This window comes from Hydrogenophaga crassostreae (genome assembly GCF_001761385.1).
Classification (GTDB): Bacteria; Pseudomonadota; Gammaproteobacteria; order Burkholderiales; family Burkholderiaceae_C; genus Hydrogenophaga; species Hydrogenophaga crassostreae.
Map to the genome: position 1 here is coordinate 2,939,010 of NZ_CP017476.1, position 17,676 is coordinate 2,956,685.

The window sequence follows — 17,676 nt, forward strand, 5'->3', positions numbered from 1 at the left end:
CCTTCAACCTTCAACCTTCAAGCAAGGCCGATTCAGGCCCGCGCGTCAGGTCGTTGAATCCGGAACCAGGCCGCGTACATCGCAGGCAGAGCCAGCAGCGTCAGCACCGTCGCCACGATCAGCCCACCCATAATCGCCACCGCCATTGGCCCCCAGAACACGCTGCGCGACAGCGGAATCATCGCCAGCACCGCCGCCGCGGCGGTCAACACGATAGGTCGCATGCGGCGAACCGCTGCCTCCACTATGGCTTCCCAGGCCGGTACACCGCGGGCCCGGTCCTGTTCGATCTGATCGATCAGGATCACCGAGTTGCGCTGGATCATTCCCATGAGCGCAATCACCCCCAGCAAGGCCACGAAGCCAAACGGCCGGTTCAGCAAGAGCAGTGCCCCAGCCACACCTGCCATGCCCAACGGCCCTGTAAGGAACACCAGCAGCGAGCGGCTGAAACTCTGCAGTTGCAACATCAGCAGGGTAAAGGTCAGGAACAAGGCAATCGGCAGGCCCGCCAGAATCGACGAAGAGCCTTTGCTGCTCTCTTCCACCGCACCGGCAACCACCACGCGGTAACCCTGCAAACCGCGTTCAGCCCAACCCGAACTGATTCGCTCCATGGCTGGCCGCAGTTGCGCGGTCACGGTGGCGCCTTGCAGGCCCTCGGCCACATCGCCTTGCACCGTGATCGCGTAATCGCGGTTCTCGCGCCACATGACCCCTGGCTCCCAATCGAATGTCGGTTGCGCGATCTGCAGCAAGGGAATGCTCTGGCCGCTGGCGGTGGGCAAATAGGCGTTGCTCAAACTGGAGATCGCATCGCGCTCTGCCAAGGGTTGACGCAAGACGATGTTGATCAGCTTGTCACCATCGCGGTATTGCCCAATGGTGGCGCCACTGAAATTGATTTGTGAAGCCTGAGCGATCGACTGGCTTGATACGCCCAGAGCCCGCGCCTTGGCCTGATCAACCTCCAGTCGCAACACCTTGACCGATTCGTTCCAGTTGTCATTGACGCCGCGCATGTTGGCGTTCTGGCGCATGGCCGTCTTGACCTCATCGGCCAGTTCACGCAACACCGACGGATCGGTTCCGACCACGCGAAACTGCACCGGGTACGGCACCGGCGGCCCATTGGGCAACAGCTTCACCCGACCGCGCACCTCGGGAAATTCGGTGGCGAGGATGGTGGGCAAGGCCTTGCGCAAACGCTCTCGTGTGGCCAGGTCTTGAGGAAGCACGATGAACTGCGACACATTGGTCTGGGGAAACACCTGGTCCAGCGGCAAATAAAAACGCGGCACGCCCGAGCCGACCCAGGTGGTCACGCTGCTGACCCCCTCCTCCTGCGACAAACGCGCCTCGACCCGGCTTGCCACATCCAGGTTGGCGTTCATGCTGGCGCCTTCGGGCAACCAGATATCCACCATCACCTCGGGGCGGTTCGAATCAGGGAAAAACTGCTGCTGAACCTGGCCCATGCCCACAATGCCGAGAACGAAGGTGCCAATGGTCAGGCCAATGGTGATCCAGCGGTATTGCACACACCAGTCAACCAAAGCCCGGAAGCGGTCATTGAACGGGCCGTCAAACACCTCTTCTGCAGGCCCCACATGGGCCTTGATCTTCAGCAGCCGCACGCCAAGGTAGGGCACAAACATCACCGCGACCACCCAGGAAATGACCAGTGCCGCTGTCGTCACGCCGAAGATGGCGAAGGTGTATTCACCCACCGTGGACTTGGCCATGCCGATCGGCAAGAAACCCGCTGCGGTGATCAGCGTCCCGGTCAACATCGGCATGGCGGTGGCGTCCCAGGTGAAGGTCGCGGCCTTCATCATGGAATAGCCCTCCTCCAGCTTGCGCACCATCATTTCCACGGCAATGATGGCGTCATCAACCAGCAAGCCCAGAGCGATGATGAGCGAGCCCAGCGAGATCTTGTGCAGCCCGATGCCCCAGTATTGCATCACCAAAAACGTGATCGCCAGCACCAGCGGAATGGTGATGCCCACCACCAGACCGGGCCTGATATCCAGGGTGTAGCCACGCAGGCCACGCGAGCCTTCTTTCCTGTGCAGCCCAAGGGCCAGAAAGCTCACCGCCAACACGATCACCACCGCCTCGATCAGCACCTTCACGAACTCACCCACCGAGCGCGCCACCGCCGCCGGCTGGTCTTGAACCTGAACCAGCGCCATGCCCGCGGGCAGTTCGCGCTCGATCTCCGCAACAGCCACTTTGAGCGCCTTGCCCAGAGCAATGATGTCGCCGCCCTTGCCCATCGAAATGCCCAGGGCGATGCTTTCTTTGCCGTTGTGACGCACCAGCACCTGCGCCGGGTCGACATAACCAAGTCGCACCTCGGCGATATCACCCAACCGGATCTGCCGTCCATTGGCGGCGCGAATCGGCATCGACCTCAGCTGTTCAACCGAGTTGAACGCCCCTCCTACGCGAACTTGCACCGCGTCGCTCGGGCCCTGGGCTGTGCCCGCCGACACCAGAGCGTTTTGCTGGCCCAGAGCCGCCAGGACCTGCTGAAAATCCAGACCCAGGACCGCCAAGCGCTTCTGTGACACCTCCACATACAGCCGCTCATCCTGCGCACCAAACAACGCCACCTTGCTGACATCCTTGACCCGCAACAGCCGTTGACGCACATCGTCGGCCACCTGTTTTTTGTCGGCCGGCGAATAGCCATCCCCCTGCAGGGCATAGATCACGCCGTACACATCGCCAAATTCATCGTTGAAGAAGGGCCCCACCACGCCTTGCGGCAATGTGGCGCTCATATCACCGATCTTTTTCCGAACCGAATACCAGACCTGGTTCACCTCGCCTGGGGGAGAAGAGTCTTTGATCTGGAAAATGATCTGTGTTTCGCCCGGCTTGGAGTAGCTGCGAATCTTGTCCGCATAAGGCACTTCCTGCAGCGTTTTCTCCAGCCGGTCAGCCACTTGCTCGGCCATTTGCTGTGACGTGGCCCCAGGCCAGTAAGCCCGCACCACCATGGCGCGGAACGTGAACGGCGGGTCTTCATCCTGTCCCAGCTGAAAGTACGCCGCGATGCCCAGAAGCATCAGCACGATCATCAGGTAACGGGTAAATGCCTGGTGGTCCAGTGACCACTGTGAAAGGTTGAATCGCGACACCCAGGAAGACTTCTCGGCACCGGCCGTGGAATGGTTGCTCATGCGGGCCTCACTGCGCCGCAGCGGCAAAACGGGTCACCTTCTGGCCCGGCGACAACACATGCACCCCAGCCGTCACGACCTCTTCGCCTACCTTCAAACCCGAGGCAATCACCACCTGGTTGCCATCCACCCCGGCCACCTGCACCGGACGCGATTGCACCGTGCCGCTGGCGGCGTCAAAAACCCAGACAGCCGAGTTGGTCTTGTCGGTCGCGCTGCCACGCATCAAGGCGCTGGTCGGCAGCTTGATGACGTCGACAGCCGCACCCTGGACCTGGGCAAAGCTCACATAGGCGGTCGCCCCCAATGGCACAGCCGCATCCGCAGGCAAGGCCAGTTTCACCTGATAGGTTCGCGTTGCGGGATCGGCGCTCGCAGCCACTTCGCGCACCACCCCTGTCAAATAGCCGCCGGGGCCGGCCTCGGCCGCAGCCCACAAACGCACCTGCGCCTCAAGGCCCTGACTCACCTGTGCCAACTGGCTCTCGGGCACCGAAAACACCACATCGCGAGCGCCATCGCGGGCAATGCGCACCACAGGAGCGCCCGCACTCACCACCTGACCGACCTCGGCATCCACCGCGACCACCACGCCATCGGCATCGGCCAGCAAGCGCGTGTATCCAGCCTGATTGCCCTGCACGGCGCTCTGTGCACGGGCTTGTTTCAAGGAAGCTTCAGCCGCGTCCATGTTCGCCTGGCGCCGCTCGATCTCGGCGCCGCTGACAAAACCCTTTGCTTTCAGGTCGGTGAAGCGCTTCAAGTCGGCTTCGGCGAGATCTCGCTGCGTCAAGGCGGCGGTGGCTTGCGCTTTCGCCGCCTCGCTGGCCAAGGCCAGGTCGCTGGCATCCAGCTGGGCCAGCAACTGACCTGCTTTCACCCTCTGCCCCACTTCTGCCGGTCGCTGCACCAGCTTGCCACCCACCCGGAAGCCCATCCGTGTTTCCTGGCGGGCGCGAACCTCCCCGGCCATTTCCTGACGGGCAGTCAATCCGCTGGCGCTTACCGTGGCGAGCTTGACGGCACGAATCGGCTCTGAAGGCGCCTCGGGTCGCGAACAGGCCGACAAACCGAGAACGGTAAAAACGAGCAAGGCAAGAGAATGGGTGCGCATACCGGATATGTAGAGGCTTCGAGGACGAGAAAGCCTGAAAATACAAGGCTCTTCGACATCAAAAATTAATGACTGACTGGTTATTAACCAAAATTGTAGTTCAAACAATCTGGTCTCGGGTGGTTAGAAATGCGCCGACCGACGCATCTTGACCAACCGGCCAAGCACCCTGCTTCACCCAATTTGCCAGCGCCCACCCCACACTCCATGCCCCCCGACCGCACCGCCAACTGCATCCCTTCGCCATCAACCAAGGTGGAACACTATGAAAATTTCCCCGTAGCCTCACTGCTGTGCCCCCCGGCCTTGCGCCCTGCCGTGGCAGCCATCTACCACTTTGCCCGCACAGCCGACGACATCGCCGACGAGGGCAATGCCAACCCGCCCGAACGACTGGCCGAGCTGGCGCACTACCGCGCCGACCTGGAACTCGCACTGACCGGCGCAGAAGCCTCGCCCAGGTGGTGCCCGGTTTTTGCGGCCCTGACGCACGCCGTAAACGACCACGCTTTGCCCGCTACCTTGCTTCGCGACCTCGTCAGCGCCTTTGAGCAAGACGTGCGCTACACCGCCGCTGGCCACCCCTACCGGGATACCGGCGAACTGCTCGCCTACAGCAAGCTGTCGGCCAACCCGGTCGGACGCCTGCTACTGCACCTCTACGGCATCGACGACCGAAACTCGCTCGCCCAAAGCGACGACATATGCAGCGCGCTGCAGCTCATCAATTTCTGGCAGGACATCAGCGTGGACCTGCCGCGCCAGCGCCACTACCTGCCGTCAGACTGTCTCAAGCGCCACGGGCTGAGCCGCGATGATTTCATGGCCTCGGCGCAGGTCGATGCCGCCACCGACAAGCGGCGAGCCCAGGCTGTGGCCAGCCTGTGCCACGATGCGCGAGAACGCATGCTGCGGGGTGCGCCACTGGCCAAGCGCATTCCCGGGCGTGCGGGCTGGGAGCTTCGCCTGGTGGTTCAGGGCGGCCTGCGCATACTCGACAAAATCGAAGCGGGTGGCTTCAGAACCTGGGAACACCGCCCGACAGTGGGCAAACTGGATGCACCGCGCCTGCTGTGGCGCGCCCTCTGGATGGGCTAGGGCCTGACCACACCATTTTTCCCGGTGAGAACGGGGTGAAATAAGCGCCAAGCCAGGCGCACGGCGACGGCCAGACCGGGTGTCTGACCTGGGAGTGCAACCACGAGTGGCCTTTTTGATCCGCAACGCATTGTGGAAAACAGCGTGAACGGGCCCCAAGCACTCAGCTACGCGCCAAAGGAGAGCTGTCCCAGCAAGGCCACCGCGAACCCTGTCACGGCGCCCAGGGCCGGAAACCAATGTCGGCGCAAGACCGCCTGGGGAGCGATGTCCTGAAAAATCAGATACAGCAATCCCCCGGAGGCAAACAACATCAACCCGCCCAGCGCGCCTTCGTGTGAGCCAAGAACCGACCAACCCAGCCACCCCAGCAGCGGACCCAAGAGCACGAGCGAGGCCATGCCACGCAGCACCTGGGCCGAGCCCCTCCCCTTGGCCACCATTTCACGGTAGGCATTGAACCCTTCGGGCAGGTTCTGCAGGCCAATCAGCACCGCCAGCAGCGGCCCCGCCGGTGACCCCGAAATGAAGATGCCCCCCAGAGCAAGAGACTCCGGAACGAAGTCCAGCAGCATCGCCATCAACTGTGGGGCCTCCTGCTTCTTTTTCCCGAGCTGGTGTTCCAGCGCAAAAAACGCCACCCCGCCAGCCAGGAGCAAGACCACCACAGCCCAGGGCTGCCTCACCATGGTTATGCCCTGCGGCAGCAGCACCAGGGTCACAGCAGCCAGCAACACGCCACCACCAAACGCCATCACGAAGTGGCGGAACTCGTTCTCCAGCCACTGGGGTCGAATGCGCTCCAGGCTGGCCAGCCAGCCGCCCAGCGGAATGCAGGCACCCGCGGCAAACGTACAGAGCAACATCACGCTCAGGTCAGACATAGGTCACCCATCAAAAGGAGCAAAACAGCAAGAAACTCAGCGCCCGGGCAACGTGACAGTCTGGGTACCTCCACCCCAACCGAACTGCTTGTCACGGGCCTGTACAACCAGCTTGCCGACCTCTCCCGGTACTTTGACGCCATACAGGTCGCGCGTGAACGGCTGCTCGCCCGCATGGTCATGCCACAGCGTTCTCACCCCGAACACGGTGCGCCCGTCTTCGCTCATCACCCGAAAGCCGTCGGCATAACGCTCCGGCGTGTCATACGGCGAAGACACCGTGACATCAAAATCGAACACGCCAGCCTGGCGCTCCGCCACCTTGACGGCGACCACATCGGCAAACTTTTGCACCTGAGCCCACGCCGGCAGCGCCGGGCACGCCGCCACCGCCAACAGCAACAGAGCCGAACGCCTGTTCAATCCCACACAAAGCACCCTCATACGCCATCTCCAGAAAACCGCCTCATCCAAGGCACACCCCCGCCACTTTAAACTTGGGGCACAACAAGCCCATCATGACCCCAGAAACCTACGTTCAAGACAAAGCCGCTGCCTCGGGCAGCAGCTTCTACTACGCATTCCTCTTTCTCCCACCGGAGCGGCGAGCGGCCATCACGGCGTTTTATGCCTTTTGCCGCGAGGTGGACGATGTGGTGGACGAAACGCGCGATCTGGGCGTGGCACAAACCAAGCTCGCCTGGTGGCGGCAAGAGGTGGCCCAGGCCTTTACGGGCACGCCCAACCATCCGGTCACGCAGGCACTGATGCCCCACACCCGGACCTTTGGCATCGAAGCACGCCATCTGCTCGCTGTCATCGACGGTTGCCAGATGGACCTGGATCAGAACCGCTACCTCGATTTCGCCAATCTGCAGGAGTATTGCCACCTGGTGGCCGGCATCGTGGGCGAGGTGGCCGCGCGCATTTTTGGACAAACGCAACCCGAAACCACCGCATTCGCCCACAAACTCGGCCTCGCGTTCCAGCTCACCAACATCACCCGGGATGTGGGCGAAGACGCCGCCCGGGGCCGCATCTACCTGCCCGTCAACGACCTGCAGAAATTCGATGTGAAGGCCCACGAACTCCTGAAGCGCGGTCCGGCGCCGGGCGTGGAAGCAGCCGACTTTGAACGCCGCTTCAATGCGCTGATGGCATTTCAGTGCGCCCGCGCCCTGCAGACCTATGACGAAGCCCTGGCCATGCTACCCAAGGCCGATCGGCGCGCACAGAAGCCTGGCCTCATGATGGCCAGCATCTACCGCACCCTGCTGCGCGAAATAGCCGAAGATCCCCTGCTGGTTCTGACCCAGCGCGTGAGCCTCACACCACTGCGCAAGCTCTGGCTCGCCTGGAAAGTCCAGGCGCTGGGCAGGCTTTGAACCACAAACTGGCCATTGTTGGCGCTGGATGGGCCGGCATGGCCGCTGCTGTGGCTGCCGCCGAGATGGGCGCCACCGTCACGGTATTCGAAGCCACGCACAGGTTGGGAGGACGTGCACGTTCAATCGATTCAACGGGCTCCGATGGCGTCACACTGACGCTGGACAACGGCCAGCACATTCTCATTGGCGCCTACTCAGAGACGCTGAAACTGATGCAGCGGGTAGGCATCGATCCAGAGGAGAGCTTGCTGCGACTGCCACTGGCCATGCCCTACCCGGACGGCAGTGGCCTGCAAACACCGTCCTGGGCTGCCAACTGGCCTGCCCCCCTCAATGCCGTGGCGGCGATTGCCTCGGCGCGGGGTTGGCACTGGAGCGACAAGCTCGCATTGATGAGAGCATCGCTGGGCTGGCAACGTGCCAAATTCCAATGCCCGCCGCACCTCACTGTGGCCGAGTTGTGCGCCCAGTTGCCGACCCGGGTTATGAGCGAACTGATCGAACCCCTGTGCGTATCTGCCCTCAACACGCCGGTTGCCGTATCAAGCGCACAGGTCTTTCTTCGGGTCATGCAAGACGCGCTGTTTGGACAGGGTTTCGCCGGATTTGGTGCCTCAGACCTCTTGCTGCCGCGAATCGACCTGACGCAACTGTTTCCCGAGGCAGCAGCCCAATGGCTGGAGCGCCACCACGGCGAGCGGGTTCAGGTGCGCCGGGGAGCCCGCGTACAACAAATCGGCAATGCTGGTCTGCGATGGCTACTGGGCGGCCAGGCCAATGGCAGGTCATTTGATGACGCCTTTGATCAGGTGATCTGGGCCACCGCCGCCAGGCCCGCTGCGCGAGCCATGCTTGCCGCCAAGGACATCGCAGCCCCCTCCATGGCAGCGCTGGAGCGTTGGGCGGCAACGGCCGAGGCACTGCCTTTTACGGCCATCACCACCGTCTACGCCTGGTCACCGGGCGCTCGCCTCAGCGCACCGATGTTCGCCCTTCGCGCATCGCCCAGCGCCGATCAATCACCGGCCCAGTTTGTCTTCGATCGTGGCCAACTGACGCCGGATGACCCGGGCGCACAAGGCGTATTGGCCTTTGTGGTAAGCGCCAGTGAGGGGGATCGCGCCGATCTTCAGCAGCGGGTGCTGCGACAGGCGACCAGCCAGCTTGGCCTGAACGCGCTGCGACCACTGCAGACTGTGGTGGAAAAGCGCGCCACTATTGCCTGCACCCCCGGCCTGTTGCGGCCCGACATGGTGATGGCGCCGGGCCTGTGGGCTGCCGGCGACTATGTGAAGGGACCCTACCCTGCGACGCTGGAAGGCGCCGTGCGAAGCGGCTTGGCTGCGGCAAAAGCCGCCCAACAGGCCCACGACAACCGCCAAAGTTGAAATGCCCGACCCGCTCGTATTCTGTCGAGCAAAAGGCTGGTGTTTGACCTGAAGGCTTGCATCGATGGCCGTAACGTGCGCATCATCATCGGACACGCACTCCGATTGGTCACAACATGCCCGTCCAGACCCTATCCCCGCAGCAATTGCGCCTCACAATCGAGCCGGATTCGCTTGGCTTTGTCGACACCACAGAACTGAAATCAGAGCCCTTGCCCTGGATCGGTCAGGAGCGGGCGCAAAAGGCCGCCCAGTTCGGTCTCTCAATGGCGTTGCCCGGCTACAACCTGTTTGTGCTCGGTGAGGTCGGCAGTGGTCGATCGACCTTGCTGCGCGAGCTGACCCAGGCAGTGGCTGCTGAGCGCCCTGTGCCTCCGGACCTGTGCTACCTGCACAATTTCGACGCACCCGAACACCCACGGGCGCTGCGCATGCCCACCGGACAAGGCCGCGAGCTGCGCCAGCTCATGGTCAACCTGTGCCGCACCATCCAGACTGAAATCCCCCAACGACTGGACAGCGAGGACTTCAAGTCGGAAAACGAGCGCATTCAGAACGCCTACAAAACCGAAGAAGCCAAGGCCTACGCCACACTCGATGCGTTTGCAGAAAAACGCCATTTCAACCTGTACCGGGACGCGGGGCACCTGGTCTTCACCCTGCTGGGCGAAAACGGCAACTCGCTGACCGAAGCAGAAGCGCGCGCGCTGCCCAAAGAACGCCGGGCCGAAATCGACCTCGCCGAGCAGGAACTGCGCGAAGCCATCACCCAGTTTCTCGACAAAACCCGCCCGATGTTGCGCGTCATGAACGAAGCGCTGGCATCTCTAAGACGGCAGGTGATCAAACCCCTTCTGGACCACGAGCTGCAGGGCATCCGCACCAGTTTGAAAAAACAGATCAAGGACTCCGTCAAGCTGGGCAACTATCTCGATCAGGTGGCGCACGACGTGCTGGAAAACCTGGAGTTGTTCATTGCGCTGGACAGCGAGGACGAGGTGCGCCAAGAGGCGCTGCTGGATATGCTTGCGCGTTACCGGGTGAACGTGGTGGTCGACAACGCCAGCCTCTCGGGCGCGCCGGTGATCGTCGAAGACAACCCGAACACCCATACCCTGTTTGGCAGCATCGAATACCAGGCCGAAGAAGACGTTCTCATGACCGACTTCACGCGGGTGCGCGCCGGCAGCCTGCTGAAAGCCCATGGAGGCTATCTGATCGTTCAACTGGCCGATCTCGCCACCGATGAAGCCGCGTGGCCTCGAATGCGGCGCTATCTCCGCACCGGCAAGGTACAAATCGAAGAGCCTGGCGCCGCGCTCATGCCCATGGCAGCCGTCTCGATGCGGCCTGAAGCCGTGGATGCAGAGGTCAAGATCATCCTCATCGGCTCTGACGAGCTGTACTACACGCTGATGGAAGCCGACCCCGAAGTGGCGCGGAGATTCGGCGTCAAAGTGGATTTTGCCGAAAGCTTCAGCGCCAATGCGAACACACACCGAGCCACTGCGGTTTTCATCGCGCGCACCTGTCAAAAGCTGGGCTTGCCGCAGTTCACCGCCGGGGCCGCAGCCCGGCTGCTGGAAACCACCCACCGCGAAGTAAACGACCAAACCCGCCAAAGCGCCCTCTTCGCGCATACCGAAAACCTGTTGGCCGAAAGCGCCACGCTGTGCCGCCAGCGCGGCGGTCAACTGGTCGAGCGCCATGACGTGGATGCCGCCCTGGCCGCCCGCCGCATGCGCCACGATTACCCGGAACAACGCCTGCTCGAATCGATTCAAGAAGGGGTGCGCCTGATTTCAACCCAGGGCGAGCGGGTGGGCCAGCTCAACGGCCTCACCCAGATCGATCTCGGTGATTGGCGGTTTGGCCTGCCGATTCGGGTCACAGCCCGAACGCATGCCGGCGACGAGGGTCTGCTCAACATCGCCCGGGAGGTAGAAATGTCGGGCCCCATCCACGACAAAGGCGTCTTGATCCTGCACGGTTACCTGAGTGCGCTGTTTGGCCATCTGGCGCCTTTGGCTTTGAACGCATCGGTGGTTTTTGAACAGGAATACAGCGGTGTGGAAGGCGACTCGGCCTCTTGCGCCGAGCTGTTCGCGCTGCTGTCTTCATTGGCCAATGCACCACTTGACCAGGGCATTGCCGTGACCGGGGCACTGAATCAGCATGGAGATGTGCTGCCCGTGGGAGGGCTCAATGAAAAAATCGAAGGCTGGTACCGCGTTTGTCTCTCGGCTGGCCTGAATGGCCGGCAAGGGGTGCTGATCCCTGCCCGCAATGCGTCCCACCTGATGCTGGAACCAGAAGTGGTGGCCGCTGTCGAGGCAGGCCAGTTTCACGTCTACACGGCCGGGCATGTTCTCGAGGGGCTCGAATTGCTAGCCGGGAACCTCCAACCTGCCGACAGAGCCGATACCAGCAGCCCGTCTGAAGCCCTGCTGGCCCGTGCCGGGCATACCCTGACTGGCTACCGTCGGGCTTGCCAGGAGGCCAGGCCCAACGGATCCAGGGACAAGCAACCATGAACGAACGCCCCGCTCAAGAAACAACCTGAAAAAGGCTTCGATTGCTGGGAATTTTTTCGGCCTTTAAACTTCTCACTATTGGATTATTGTTTCATCTTAGAGAATAGGAGCTTTGCTGCATGTTTGGAGTACCCACCCTTCGCCCGTTTTTGACCGCTGCCGTCCTGTGCCTTGCGGCACTGTCCAGTGCAAATGCCCAGAGCATGATCAGTGTGAAAGGCAGCACCGTCAACATGCGCACCAAGCCCACCACGGCTTCGGAAATCATGTGGGAATTGAAGAGGGGCTACCCCCTCAAAGTACTGCAACGCAAGGGGCGGTGGCTGCAGGTGGTCGACTTTGAAGGTGACCGCGGTTGGGTCGCGCGTTCATTGACGGGCAAAACGCCCCACTATGTCGTGAAGTCAAAAACAGCCAATATGCGCAGTGGTCCGGGAACGAACAACCGCATTGTGGGCAAAGCCCAATACGGCGACCTCATGCGCACGCGAGCCAAACGGTCCGGCTGGGCGCAGGTTCAAAGCGCCGATGGCAAGAAGGGCTGGATTTCTCAAAAACTGCTCTGGGGCTTCTGAAGCACACCCGCTGCGATCAGATCCACGAAAAAAGGCAGGCCACCGGCCTGCCTTTTTTTTCGCCAGCATCGCCAGTGGTCAGTAGTTTGCGGCTGTTGCGACTTCCGCATCCGCATCCAACTCTGGCTTGGGCGGCACAATGGCGCCGATGATGTCGTTCATTGTGATCACGCCCAGATGCTTGCCCTTGGAGGTCACCACGTTCGCCGCCTCGATGTTGTCCACCGTGAGCAAACGCGCAGCCTCTTCGATCACCAGGCTGGGGTCCACATCCGGACCATCCACGCGAGCGCCTGGCTGCATCAGCGTGCGGCAACGGATCACACGGCCACGGTTCACATGCTGAACAAAGCTCTCGATGTAATCATCGGCCGGCTTCAACACAATCTCCTGCCCCGTGCCCTGCTGCACCACTTCACCATCACGAAGAACGGCAATCTTGTCACCCAGGCGCAGCGCCTCGTCCAGATCGTGGGTGATAAAGACGATGGTCTTGCCGATCTCTTGCTGCAAATCAAGCAACACGCTTTGCATGTCGCTTCGAATCAGCGGATCCAGCGCGGAAAACGCCTCGTCCATCAACAAGATCGGTGCATCGTTGGACAACGCACGGGCCAGGCCCACACGTTGCTGCATACCGCCTGAGAGCTGGTTCGGGTAGTTGTCCTCGTAGCCTTTCAGGCCCACGCGCTCGATCCACCTCATGGAGCGTTCGCGGCGCTTCTTGCTAGAGACGCCCTGCACTTCCAGCCCGTACTCGGCGTTTTCCAGCACCGTGTAGTGCGGGAACAGTGCGAACTTCTGAAACACCATCGCCGTCTTCTCGCGGCGAAAACGCAGCAACTCGCTGTGGTTCATCTTCACCACATCCTCGCTGCCCGCAATCACCTCGCCCGCGGTGGGCTCGATCAAACGGTTGATGTGGCGAATCAGTGTGCTCTTGCCCGAGCCCGACAAACCCATCACCACCTGAATGCCACCGGCGGGCATGTCGATGTTGATGTCGCGCAAACCCAGCACATGACCGTGGTCATCGCGCAGTTCCTGCTTGGTCATGCCATTTTGAACGCGCTCCAGAAATTGATCCGGGGTGGGACCAAAAATCTTGTAGAGCTTGCGAATCGAAATCCCGATGCTGTTGGTATCAGGCGCTGTCGTTGTAGAAGTCACTTGATCAACCATGGACCACCTCCAAGTGTTTTTGCAGGCGCTTGCCGTAGGCTTGCGACACGCGGTCAAAGATGATGGCGATGCCTACGATGGCCAGGCCATTGAACACACCCATGGTGAAGTACTGATTGGAAATCGCCTTCAGCACAGGCTGGCCCAGGCCTTGCACACCAATCATGGAAGCCACCACCACCATGGCCAGCGACAACATGATGGTCTGGTTCACGCCGGCCATGATGGTCGGTAATGCCAAGGGCAGCTGCACCTTGCTCATTTTTTGCCATGTCGAAGCACCAAAGGCGTCAGCGGCCTCCAGCAAGTCGGTATCCACCAGGCGAATGCCCAGGTTGGTGAACCGGATCACCGGCGGAATCGCGTAGATCACCACAGCCAGCAAGCCGGGCACCCGACCAATACCCAGCAGCATCACCACCGGAATCAGGTACACGAAACTCGGCATGGTCTGCATCACGTCCAGCGAGGGGAGTACGATTTTTTGCAAACGGTCCCAGCGGCTCATTGCGATGCCAATGGGGAGACCGATCGCCAAAGCAACCACCGTGCAAACGAAAATCATCGACACCGTCTTCATGGTGTCGTCCCACATGCCAAAGTAGCCAATGGCCATCAGGGTCAAGATCGTGCCCACGACGATTTTGATCGAGCGTGAACCCAGCCAGGCGATCAGCGCAATGGCAGCGACCACCAAGGGCCAGGGTGATTGTGTGAGCAACCGTTCCGAGAAAAGCAAGAAGTCGCGCAGCGGGTCAAACATGCGTTCGATCGCCTCGCCGTATTCACGGGTAAATCCACGGAAGACACCGTCGATGGTGCGACGCATCGCACTCAACTGCTCCGAGCCCAAAGAGGGAAATTCATTCAGCCAAGACATATGGCTCCTTGTTTTGGAAATAGAAATGGCGACATGAAACCCCGCAAACGGGATCCCTGTCGCCACGCGATGCCCCCGTCAAGCAGACGGGTGCTGATCGTAATCAAGTTTCAACCGATTCAGAGACCTGCCTTGATTTTTTCCGCCACGTCGGCGGGCACCCACGAAGACCACACTTCTGGCTGTGTCTTCAGGAAGTGCATGGCACCATCGGCACCGGTGGCCTGGTTGTCGCTCATCCACGACAACAAACCGTTCACCGTGTCGTTGCCCCAAGCACGGGTCTTCAGGTAATCAACAGCAGGGCCGCCGGCTTTCTGGAAGCGATCGGTGACCACGGTGTAAACCTCAGACTTGGCCCAGTCGTTCTTGACCGGCTTGTCGCAGTCGGCCACGGCATTGCACTTCTCCCAGGCTTCTTTGTCGTGTGGCACACCGGCATCCAGCTTGACCATCTCGTACTTGCCGAGAATGGAGGTGGGCGCCCAGTAATAGCCGAGCCAACCTTCTTTGCGTTCATAAGCCTTGGCAATCGAGCCGTCCAGGCCAGCAGCGGAGCCGGTGTCAACCAACACGAAGCCGTTCTTTTCGCCTTCCCAAGCCTTGAACGCGTTGTCCGTGCTCAATTGGCAGTTCCAGCCGGACGGGCAGTTGTGCACAGCGCCCTTGCCCTTGTTCTCCGACGATGGGAACAACTCTGGGTGCTTCAAGGCATCTTCAATGGTTTTGATTTCGGGGTTGGCATCGATCACGTACTTGGGGACCCAGAAGCCTTCAACGCCACCGTCGGTCAGCGACAGGGCACCGTAGTGCAGCTTGCCTTCTTTCACAGCGGCATCCAGCGGCTCACGCACCGCGTTCACCCAGGCTTCAGGCGCCACGTCGGGCTGGCCTTTTTCCATCATGGCGGTGAGCGTTGGCATCGTGTCACCAGGCACCAGTTCCACTTCGCAGCCGTATCCCTTGGTCAGGATGATGTCGTCGATATTGGCCAGCACTTCGGCCGACTGCCAGTTCATGTTGGCAACCGTGACCTTGCCACAAGCTTGTGCGGCAGCTTCTGCAACAGGTGCTGCGGCAGGTGCTTCAATGGCAGCTTCTTCTTTTTTGCCGCAGGCGGCCAGCAGAGAGGCCGAGGCGATCAGCGCCAGGGCAATTTTGGTGGTGTTTTTCATTGATTTCTCCGTCATTTCAAAAATGGGCCCGCTGGGCAAATGGCCAGCGGAAAGAATATTTCAATCCAGAAAGCAGGAAAGTGCATCCACACCTTTCAACTGCTTACAACACGTAACTTATAGCACGCAGGATTGACATCAGCCTCCGATTATATTGTTTTTGATATCAGAATGCAAATCAAACATTGAATTTCATATAACGCAATCCGGAAGCGTCTTCTCTTGCGCTCAGCGATCGGCCGCGATGGCTTTGACCGCCACGTGGGCTGGCCGCTCGATACAGCGCACGATCCACGCATGGGTCAGCGGATGGGCCGACATCAACTCGCGCGCGGGCCGAGCCCAATTCAGCACGCTCGCCACACACACATCGGCCACGGTGAAGCGCTGCGCTGCCAAGAAGAGCGCGCCCTCGCGTTGTTGTGCCGCCAGATGCTGCTCGATCACCCGCAATGGAACGGCCAAGCGCCGCTCGGCTGCCTCGGCCAGCTCCGGCTTGCGCCGCTGCGCCGGCATCACCATGCGGTGCATGAGCACGCTGAGCGCATCACTTTCCACCTCGGTGACCGCCCAGAAGCTCCAGCGCAGGGCCTCGGCGTCCTCCTTCGGGGTAGCGGGTGTGATGCTTTTGCCATCGGCCTGGCCGTGGTGGCGCGCGACATACAAGGCACAGGCCATGCTTTCCCAGACAACCACTTCGCCACCCTGCTCCCCAGGCCGCTGATCGACGACCACTGGAATATGGCCGTTGGGATTGATCGCCAGGAAGTCGGGCGAGCGCGTTGCCCCGCCCTGGTAGGCCATGTTCACGTGTTTGAAATCGACTCCCAGCTCCGTTGCGGCCCACAAAGGACGCACGGCGCGGGATGCGGCAATGCCGTAAATGGTGAGACTCATGGGGAACCGGTTCAATGGTTGAGGTTAACGACTCTGATAGGGACTCGCGGGATCAGCGCCCCGATGATTTGACGCAACGCCTTCAGCCAACGCCTGCAAAATCGCGCGGATCGCAGGCGCCCACTCGGGCGAGTTGACCATGGCCTCTTCGTCCAGGTGGGCACCGAGCAAAGGCAACGACACCGACGCCGGTTCCACCACGTGTGCAGCCATGGTTGTGAGGGTTTCCCGCAGCGCAGCATCTGCATGATGTGCCCGTGGCGAGGTGTTGATCACCGCCACCGGTTTGAAAGCGAAGGGTTCGAAGCTGACCAGCCAGTCCAGCGCATTCTTGATGGTGCCAGTGACGCCGTGGGCATATTCAGGGCTGGCGAAAATCAAGGCATCGGCTTGAGCCACCGCGTGCCACAAACGCCGAACCGCCTCCCCGGGCTGGTCCAGGTGATCTGGGTTGAACAGCGGCAACTCACCCAGAACGGCACAAAGCTGCACATCAATTGGGGTCGGCGCCAGCCTTTTGGCGGCGCGCAACATCGCACTGTTGACGGATTCGCGCCGCAAACTGCCGGACAAAGCAAGAAACTGCATCGCAGGTTCTCGCTGTTCAGCTCAGGGCACGACACAGGGCCATCAGGCTGGATACCGTGATGTGCGGCGCGAGAGGCGCATGCTCCCAGGCATGGCCTTCGCGGTTCACCCAGGCAAGCTGCATACCGGCGCCCAAAGCGCCCACGCCGTCCAGATGGGCGTCGTCGCCAATGTGCAGCACCTGCTCAGGCGCCACACCCGCCGCTTCGGCGCCCGCGTGAAAAATCCGCTTGTCGGGCTTGGGCACACCAAAACCATGGGCGTTCACAGACGCATGAAAATGCGCCCCTATGCCGACCCGGTGCACATCGGCGTTGCCATTCGAGAGTGCCACCACGGGGAAGCGGCTGGCCAGGAACTCCAATGCAGGCAACGCGTCATCGAACAGCTCCACGCGGTGCCGCTCGGCGAAAAACACCTCAAACGCCGGCTCGGCCAGCGAGGGGTCTTCGCCCGCCCTGTTCAGCAACAGGCGGATCGACTCGCGCCGCAACGCACTCATGTCATGCATCAGATCAGGGCGCAACTCGACCATCTGGTTGCGAACCGCTCGCAGGGTATCTTTGTCGCGCCCGAGCGCGGCGGTGACTGGCGCGTGTTGATCGAGCCATGTCTGAAGTGTGTTTTCAGCGCGCTTGATGGTCGGCCAGATGGGCCACAGGGTGTCGTCCAGATCCAGCGTGATGGCACGGATGCGGGCGACATCAAGCCCGGCATCCGTGTGGGCGGGCAAAGCAGTTGGTGGAGAGGTGTCAGGGGTTGTCATGTCTGCGGGAGAA

Annotated in this window: 15 protein-coding genes; 5 read left to right on the plus strand and 10 right to left on the minus strand. The window is 61.2% G+C overall.

The genetic code is table 11. The features are described 5' to 3' along the window. Positions 1–32: 32 nt before the first annotated feature. Positions 33–3,194, minus strand: a complete 3,162-nt coding sequence (locus LPB072_RS13480; protein ID WP_066090689.1) for an efflux RND transporter permease subunit — start codon at positions 3,192–3,194, stop codon at positions 33–35. 7 nt (positions 3,195–3,201) lie between these two features. Next, on the minus strand, positions 3,202–4,308 hold the full coding sequence (locus LPB072_RS13485) for an efflux RND transporter periplasmic adaptor subunit (protein ID WP_066090695.1): 1,107 nt from the start codon (positions 4,306–4,308) through the stop codon (positions 3,202–3,204). Between the two features lie 207 nt (positions 4,309–4,515). Here LPB072_RS13485 and hpnC point away from each other — a divergent pair, with 207 nt between their 5' ends. Then, the gene (gene hpnC, locus LPB072_RS13490) at positions 4,516–5,406 is read left to right on the plus strand and encodes a squalene synthase HpnC (protein ID WP_066091017.1); all 891 of its coding nucleotides are present in this window, start codon (positions 4,516–4,518) and stop codon (positions 5,404–5,406) included. 167 nt (positions 5,407–5,573) lie between these two features. Here the strand turns inward: hpnC and LPB072_RS13495 are convergent, their stop codons facing one another. Together LPB072_RS13495 and LPB072_RS13500 are read right to left on the minus strand one after the other, a co-directional pair. Further along, positions 5,574–6,290 carry a ZIP family metal transporter gene (locus tag LPB072_RS13495; RefSeq protein ID WP_066090699.1) on the minus strand — a complete coding sequence of 239 codons (717 nt, stop codon included), beginning with the start codon at positions 6,288–6,290 and terminating at the stop codon, positions 5,574–5,576. Positions 6,291–6,326: 36 nt separating this feature from the next. Further along, on the minus strand, positions 6,327–6,734 hold the full coding sequence (locus tag LPB072_RS13500; protein ID WP_066090702.1) for a hypothetical protein: 408 nt from the start codon (positions 6,732–6,734) through the stop codon (positions 6,327–6,329). A 74-nt stretch (positions 6,735–6,808) separates the two neighbouring features. On the opposite strand from LPB072_RS13500, the gene hpnD reads away from it, so the two are divergent. The 4 genes from hpnD to LPB072_RS13520 all read left to right on the plus strand — a co-directional run bounded on the left by hpnD (position 6,809) and on the right by LPB072_RS13520 (position 12,175). Further along, positions 6,809–7,675, plus strand: coding sequence for a presqualene diphosphate synthase HpnD (gene hpnD / locus LPB072_RS13505; RefSeq protein ID WP_066091020.1), 867 nt, complete (start codon positions 6,809–6,811; stop codon positions 7,673–7,675). Next, on the plus strand, positions 7,672–9,066 hold the full coding sequence (gene hpnE, locus LPB072_RS13510; protein WP_269148863.1) for a hydroxysqualene dehydroxylase HpnE: 1,395 nt from the start codon (positions 7,672–7,674) through the stop codon (positions 9,064–9,066). Before hpnD ends, hpnE begins: the two co-directional genes overlap by 4 nt. Positions 9,067–9,182: 116 nt before the next feature. Beyond that, entirely contained in the window at positions 9,183–11,600 is a 2,418-nt protein-coding gene (locus LPB072_RS13515; RefSeq protein ID WP_066090706.1) for a Lon protease family protein, read from the plus strand. Between the two features lie 119 nt (positions 11,601–11,719). Continuing rightward, on the plus strand, positions 11,720–12,175 hold the full coding sequence (locus LPB072_RS13520; RefSeq protein WP_066090709.1) for an SH3 domain-containing protein: 456 nt from the start codon (positions 11,720–11,722) through the stop codon (positions 12,173–12,175). 78 nt (positions 12,176–12,253) lie between these two features. On the opposite strand, the gene LPB072_RS13525 is transcribed toward LPB072_RS13520, so the two are convergent. The 6 genes from LPB072_RS13525 to LPB072_RS13550 form a co-directional block, all read right to left on the minus strand. Next, positions 12,254–13,357 (minus strand): quaternary amine ABC transporter ATP-binding protein, encoded by a 1,104-nt coding sequence (locus LPB072_RS13525; RefSeq protein WP_066090712.1) that lies wholly within the window; start codon positions 13,355–13,357, stop codon positions 12,254–12,256. Beyond that, a complete protein-coding gene (locus LPB072_RS13530) occupies positions 13,350–14,237 on the minus strand; it encodes an ABC transporter permease (protein WP_066090716.1) in 888 nt (295 codons plus the stop codon). Before LPB072_RS13530 ends, LPB072_RS13525 begins: the two co-directional genes overlap by 8 nt. Positions 14,238–14,356: 119 nt before the next feature. Then, positions 14,357–15,412, minus strand: a complete 1,056-nt coding sequence (locus LPB072_RS13535) for an ABC transporter substrate-binding protein (RefSeq protein ID WP_082876932.1) — start codon at positions 15,410–15,412, stop codon at positions 14,357–14,359. A gap of 228 nt (positions 15,413–15,640) precedes the next feature. Beyond that, a complete protein-coding gene (locus tag LPB072_RS13540) occupies positions 15,641–16,309 on the minus strand; it encodes a glutathione S-transferase family protein (RefSeq protein ID WP_066090719.1) in 669 nt (222 codons plus the stop codon). Positions 16,310–16,333: 24 nt separating this feature from the next. Beyond that, positions 16,334–16,897 (minus strand): NADPH-dependent FMN reductase, encoded by a 564-nt coding sequence (locus tag LPB072_RS13545; protein ID WP_066090723.1) that lies wholly within the window; start codon positions 16,895–16,897, stop codon positions 16,334–16,336. Between the two features lie 16 nt (positions 16,898–16,913). Then, a complete protein-coding gene (locus LPB072_RS13550; protein WP_066091029.1) occupies positions 16,914–17,663 on the minus strand; it encodes an HAD family hydrolase in 750 nt (249 codons plus the stop codon). Between the last annotated feature and the right edge of the window lie 13 nt (positions 17,664–17,676).

What these genes read in the sequence shown, in the direction of transcription:
- LPB072_RS13480 (WP_066090689.1), bottom strand. Translation starts at nt 3,194, where the DNA reads ATGAGCAACCATTCCACGGCCGGTGCCGAGAAGTCTTCCTGGGTGTCG.
- LPB072_RS13485 (WP_066090695.1), bottom strand. Translation starts at nt 4,308, where the DNA reads ATGCGCACCCATTCTCTTGCCTTGCTCGTTTTTACCGTTCTCGGTTTG.
- hpnC (WP_066091017.1), top strand. Translation starts at nt 4,516, where the DNA reads ATGCCCCCCGACCGCACCGCCAACTGCATCCCTTCGCCATCAACCAAG.
- LPB072_RS13495 (WP_066090699.1), bottom strand. Translation starts at nt 6,290, where the DNA reads ATGTCTGACCTGAGCGTGATGTTGCTCTGTACGTTTGCCGCGGGTGCC.
- LPB072_RS13500 (WP_066090702.1), bottom strand. Translation starts at nt 6,734, where the DNA reads ATGAGGGTGCTTTGTGTGGGATTGAACAGGCGTTCGGCTCTGTTGCTG.
- hpnD (WP_066091020.1), top strand. Translation starts at nt 6,809, where the DNA reads ATGACCCCAGAAACCTACGTTCAAGACAAAGCCGCTGCCTCGGGCAGC.
- LPB072_RS13515 (WP_066090706.1), top strand. Translation starts at nt 9,183, where the DNA reads ATGCCCGTCCAGACCCTATCCCCGCAGCAATTGCGCCTCACAATCGAG.
- LPB072_RS13520 (WP_066090709.1), top strand. Translation starts at nt 11,720, where the DNA reads ATGTTTGGAGTACCCACCCTTCGCCCGTTTTTGACCGCTGCCGTCCTG.
- LPB072_RS13525 (WP_066090712.1), bottom strand. Translation starts at nt 13,357, where the DNA reads ATGGTTGATCAAGTGACTTCTACAACGACAGCGCCTGATACCAACAGC.
- LPB072_RS13530 (WP_066090716.1), bottom strand. Translation starts at nt 14,237, where the DNA reads ATGTCTTGGCTGAATGAATTTCCCTCTTTGGGCTCGGAGCAGTTGAGT.
- LPB072_RS13535 (WP_082876932.1), bottom strand. Translation starts at nt 15,412, where the DNA reads ATGAAAAACACCACCAAAATTGCCCTGGCGCTGATCGCCTCGGCCTCT.
- LPB072_RS13540 (WP_066090719.1), bottom strand. Translation starts at nt 16,309, where the DNA reads ATGAGTCTCACCATTTACGGCATTGCCGCATCCCGCGCCGTGCGTCCT.
- LPB072_RS13545 (WP_066090723.1), bottom strand. Translation starts at nt 16,897, where the DNA reads ATGCAGTTTCTTGCTTTGTCCGGCAGTTTGCGGCGCGAATCCGTCAAC.
- LPB072_RS13550 (WP_066091029.1), bottom strand. Translation starts at nt 17,663, where the DNA reads ATGACAACCCCTGACACCTCTCCACCAACTGCTTTGCCCGCCCACACG.